Origin of the sequence: Aneurinibacillus sp. UBA3580 (assembly GCF_002375825.1) — a bacterium.
Lineage (GTDB): Bacteria > Bacillota > Bacilli > Aneurinibacillales > Aneurinibacillaceae > Aneurinibacillus > Aneurinibacillus danicus.
In genome coordinates, this window is the sequence record NZ_DFMZ01000044.1 from 31,283 (window position 1) to 35,324 (window position 4,042).

Genomic DNA, 4,042 nt, shown 5'->3' on the forward strand with positions numbered 1-4,042 from the left:
GGGCATTCCTGAGGAGGAGCTTCCGTATCTTACGGAGCGCTTATATCGGGTAGAAAAATCCCGTTCCAAGGAGACGGGAGGAACCGGACTCGGACTTGCCATTAGCCAGGAAATTATTCGAAAACATAACGGCTCGCTCTCTATCGAAAGTGTGAAAGGAAGAGGTTCGACATTTATTGTGGGGCTGCCACTAAAAAAAGATGAAGAACTTTGATTTCATCATATTTTCTTCACAAATGCTGGGTATAGTATAGACAGACATTTTCCCAATATGAAGAGGTGAGAAGCAGCCATGATAAAAATTCCTTTGGTAAGATGGGCCAGTGTCACGCTGCTGGCTACTGGTGTACTGGTGGCTGGATGCAGTACGCAGGGAAGTGAACAGCAGCCAAAACCGGCTGCAGAGCAGACGCGGCAGGAGAGCACAGCCGGAAAAGCGGATACGGCTCAGGCCATGCTTGCTACGAAAAATACTACACGCATTACGGGAGGTAGCGCAGAAGAAATCGCATTATCGGCTTCCAGGATGATTTGGCCCGCAACGGCGAACGGAACGAAGCCGAATGTTGTCCTGTTGGCTCCAAGCGACAACTGGCAAACGCAGCTGGTCGGACTGGATTTGGTGCATCATCCAAGTGATGGCCCGCTGCTTGTAACGGAAAAAGGCAAAGTATCGGAAGTGGTGCTGAATGAAATCAAACGTCTCAATCCGAAAGGAGCGCAGGACGGAACGCAGGTCATCACGATTGGGATGGAGGCAAACGCCGTAAAACAAATCACGGATGCTTCGCTTAAAGTAAAAGAAATCAAAGGCGAGACACCGGAAAAGATTGCGGCAGCCATTGATGAATATTACGCATCCGTCGACGGAGAACTGCCGCAATCGGTTGTCGTTTCTACGTCCGAAAAAGCGGAGTTTGCCGCACCTGCCGGCAGCTGGATTTCTCATATGCCGGAGCCGCTTTTGTATGTAACCAAAGACAAAATTCCGGCTGAGACCGAAGCCGCGCTGAAGAGACGGAACGGCAAAGCCAACATCTATCTGCTCGGGCCGGAAGACGCGGTGAGCAAACAGGTGGAAAATGATTTGAAAAAACATGGCAATGTTATCCGCATTTCAGGCAATGATCCGGTGGCGAACGCCATTGCATTTGCCAAGTATAAAGATGCCAAAACCGGATTTGGCTGGGGCATTACACAGCCGGGTCATGGCCTGGTTTTGGTAAATGTGGAGAACATAAGCAAGTCGCTGCCGGCCCTGCCGTTTGCACACCGCGGTAAGCATGCGCCGCTGCTGTTGACAGAAAAGGAGAAAGCACCGGAAACGCTGCTCACGTATCTGAAAGAATTGAAGCCGCTCTTTAAGAAAGAGCCGACTGAAGGGCCGTATAACCATATGTATATTGTCGGTGGCAGCGATTGGGTTTCCGATGAACAACAAGGGGATTTGGATCATCTGATTGAGATTGAGGCTGCGAACGGTAAGGGTCACGGTGGTCATGATCATATGAATATGGATCATAGCCAGCACGAATGAAGAGAAGACTGCTTAGAAACAAGCCAGGCGATTTTCTCTTTATGTATAAATGCAAAAAGGCCGGGAGAGCTTCCCGGCCTTTTTGGCTTTCGGCTTTGAAGAAAAACCGTTGACAAAAAATCAAATCTGTTTAATAATATACCCACAACCGTATATACCCCATGGGGTAATAAAGATAAACTAATCGAAACAGATGAAAAACAAGAAGAGGAGAAAAGAAGGATGAAAGTGGTAAACATGCTGACTCGGCGAGTATTGGAAAAACAAGCGCCTGCGAGTATTTGATGGCCCGGAGGCATATGACAGTGAAAAAAACTGCTGGGCGGGATGAATAGCTGGACCGGTAAAGTTGTGTGATAACAAACGATGAAAGCATGATGTATGACTTGATAGTAAGAGGGAGGGAGAGACTATGACACTTGGTTTAGCTATTACACTATTTCTTATCGGTTTTCTCGGCTCGTTCATCTCAGGCTTGGTTGGCATCGGCGGTTCCATTATTAAATATCCCCTGCTGTTATACGTTCCGCCGTTAGTCGGCGTGGCGGCCTATACGGCGCACGAAGTATCCGGCATTAGCGCGGTGCAGGTATTCTTCGCCACATTCGCCGGTGTCATGGCGCTTAGGAAGGAAAATGTGATTCACTATAAGCTTGTCGGCTATATGGGTGTAGCAATTATTCTTGGCAGCTTTGCCGGGGGCTACGGCGGCAAGTTTTTGTCGGCGGACGCGATTAACTTTGTCTATGCTATCCTGGCAACTATTGCGGCAGTCATGATGTTTGGGCCGAAGAAAGGTCTTGATGACATTCCGATGGAACAGGTAGCATTCAACCGTACTGTAGCCGTCATTTCCGCACTGATTGTCGGCGTGACATCCGGGATTGTCGGGGCAGCCGGGGCCTTTATTCTTGTGCCGATTATGCTCATCATCTTGAAAATCCCGACGAGAATTACGATTGCTTCGTCGCTTGCGATTACATTCATCTCATCCATTGGAGCGACAATAGGAAAAGTAATGGCGGGGGATGTGCTGTTCTGGCCGTCAGTTGTCATGGTAATCGCCAGCATGCTCGCAGCGCCAGTCGGTGCGAAGCTGAGCACGAAGGTCCATGCGAAAGTGCTACGCGCCATTTTGTCCGCATTAATTGTTGGTTCCGCCATTAAAATCTGGCTGGATATTTTAGCTTAAACCTTAAATCTTTAAAAATATAAAGGAGGGATTTACATGGAAGTTAAAGCGATTAGCGCAAAAGAACTGCATAACAACATCAACAGCGGGCAACCCATATTCATTCTAGATGTACGAAACACGGAGGACTACAACGATTGGAAGATTGAACATAAGCATCTGACCTCGGTGAACATTCCGTACTTTGATTTCCTTGATGACAATGAGGACATTTACCATTCGTTGCCGAAGGATACAGAGATTGTCGTTATCTGTGCCAAGGGCGGCAGCGCCAAAATGATTGGGGAGATGCTTGCGGAACGTGGCTATCATGTGAGCTACCTTGAGGAAGGCATGCTGGAGTGGAGCCAGTTTTATCACCCGGTGACGGTAACAGAAGACAAAGACATGAAAATAATTCAAGTGAACCGTCTTGCGAAAGGTTGTTTGTCGTACATGATTATCTCTGACGGAGAAGCGATGGTCGTTGACCCGGGCCGCCACTTTGAGGAATACCTAAAGCTGGCTGAGCAGGAGCAGGTGAAAATTACGCGCATCGCGGATACCCATCTGCATGCCGACCATATTTCCGGTGGTCCGGAACTTGCTAAGCGTACAGGTGCCGTATATTATATCTCCCGCAGCGAGATGCAAGGAGCTGATGAAATTCCGTACGAGCCACTAGAAGATGATCAGAAGATACAGGTAGGAAATACCCAGGTGAAAGTCGTGGCGATTCCGACACCGGGCCATACCCCAGGCAGCGTATCCTTCCTGGTGAATGATCGATATCTGCTGTCCGGCGACACCATTTTCGTAGGCGGGATCGGGCGTCCGGACTTGGGCGGCAAGGCACGTGAATGGGCCCAATCTCTGTATGATACAGTGTTTACCCATATTGCCAATCTGTCCGATAGTACATGGGTGTTACCTACGCATTATGCGCACATTAAGGAAATTAATGAAGAGGGCGTCGTCGTCGCGCGTCTCGGAGATATTCGGGCCAACAATGAGGTTATGCGTACAGAAAACCGTGAACAGTTCACGGAAATGGTAGCCGGCGCATCCGGTGCCACACCGCCGAATTATGAAGAGATTATACAGATTAATCGTGGAGTCGTTCATGTGGCGGACGAAGTGGCCACCCAGCTTGAAATCGGGCCGAATCGCTGCGCTGTCCATCATTCATGAGAAATGTGCATCCTTCTATTAGGATAGCTTATTTATAACATTCGTAAAGGAGAGGTTTATTATGACAAAACGAGTAGCCATCATCGCAAGCAACGGAGGTATGTTTGACGCTTACAAAGTATTCAACATCGCAACGGCGGCTG

Annotated in this window: 4 protein-coding genes and 1 pseudogene; all 5 read left to right on the forward strand. The window is 48.6% G+C overall.

The features are described 5' to 3' along the window. Positions 1-214 (forward strand): ATP-binding protein (locus B2899_RS07040; protein WP_286884654.1); only part of this gene is annotated, 214 nt, incomplete at its 5' end. Between the two features lie 78 nt (positions 215-292). Then, complete coding sequence (locus B2899_RS07045) at positions 293-1,537, forward strand: cell wall-binding repeat-containing protein (RefSeq protein ID WP_286884656.1); 1,245 nt, start codon at positions 293-295, stop codon at positions 1,535-1,537. 412 nt (positions 1,538-1,949) lie between these two features. Beyond that, the gene (locus tag B2899_RS07050) at positions 1,950-2,729 is read left to right on the forward strand and encodes a sulfite exporter TauE/SafE family protein (protein WP_286884658.1); all 780 of its coding nucleotides are present in this window, start codon (positions 1,950-1,952) and stop codon (positions 2,727-2,729) included. 36 nt (positions 2,730-2,765) lie between these two features. Beyond that, on the forward strand, positions 2,766-3,899 hold the full coding sequence (locus B2899_RS07055) for an MBL fold metallo-hydrolase (protein ID WP_146810108.1): 1,134 nt from the start codon (positions 2,766-2,768) through the stop codon (positions 3,897-3,899). 61 nt (positions 3,900-3,960) lie between these two features. Beyond that, a pseudogene (locus B2899_RS07060) lies at positions 3,961-4,042 on the forward strand (sulfur reduction protein DsrE); the annotation flags it as partial.

Coding starts and splice junctions, on each gene's coding strand:
- B2899_RS07045 (WP_286884656.1), top strand. CDS start 293: ATGATAAAAATTCCTTTGGTAAGATGGGCCAGTGTCACGCTGCTGGCT.
- B2899_RS07050 (WP_286884658.1), top strand. CDS start 1,950: ATGACACTTGGTTTAGCTATTACACTATTTCTTATCGGTTTTCTCGGC.
- B2899_RS07055 (WP_146810108.1), top strand. CDS start 2,766: ATGGAAGTTAAAGCGATTAGCGCAAAAGAACTGCATAACAACATCAAC.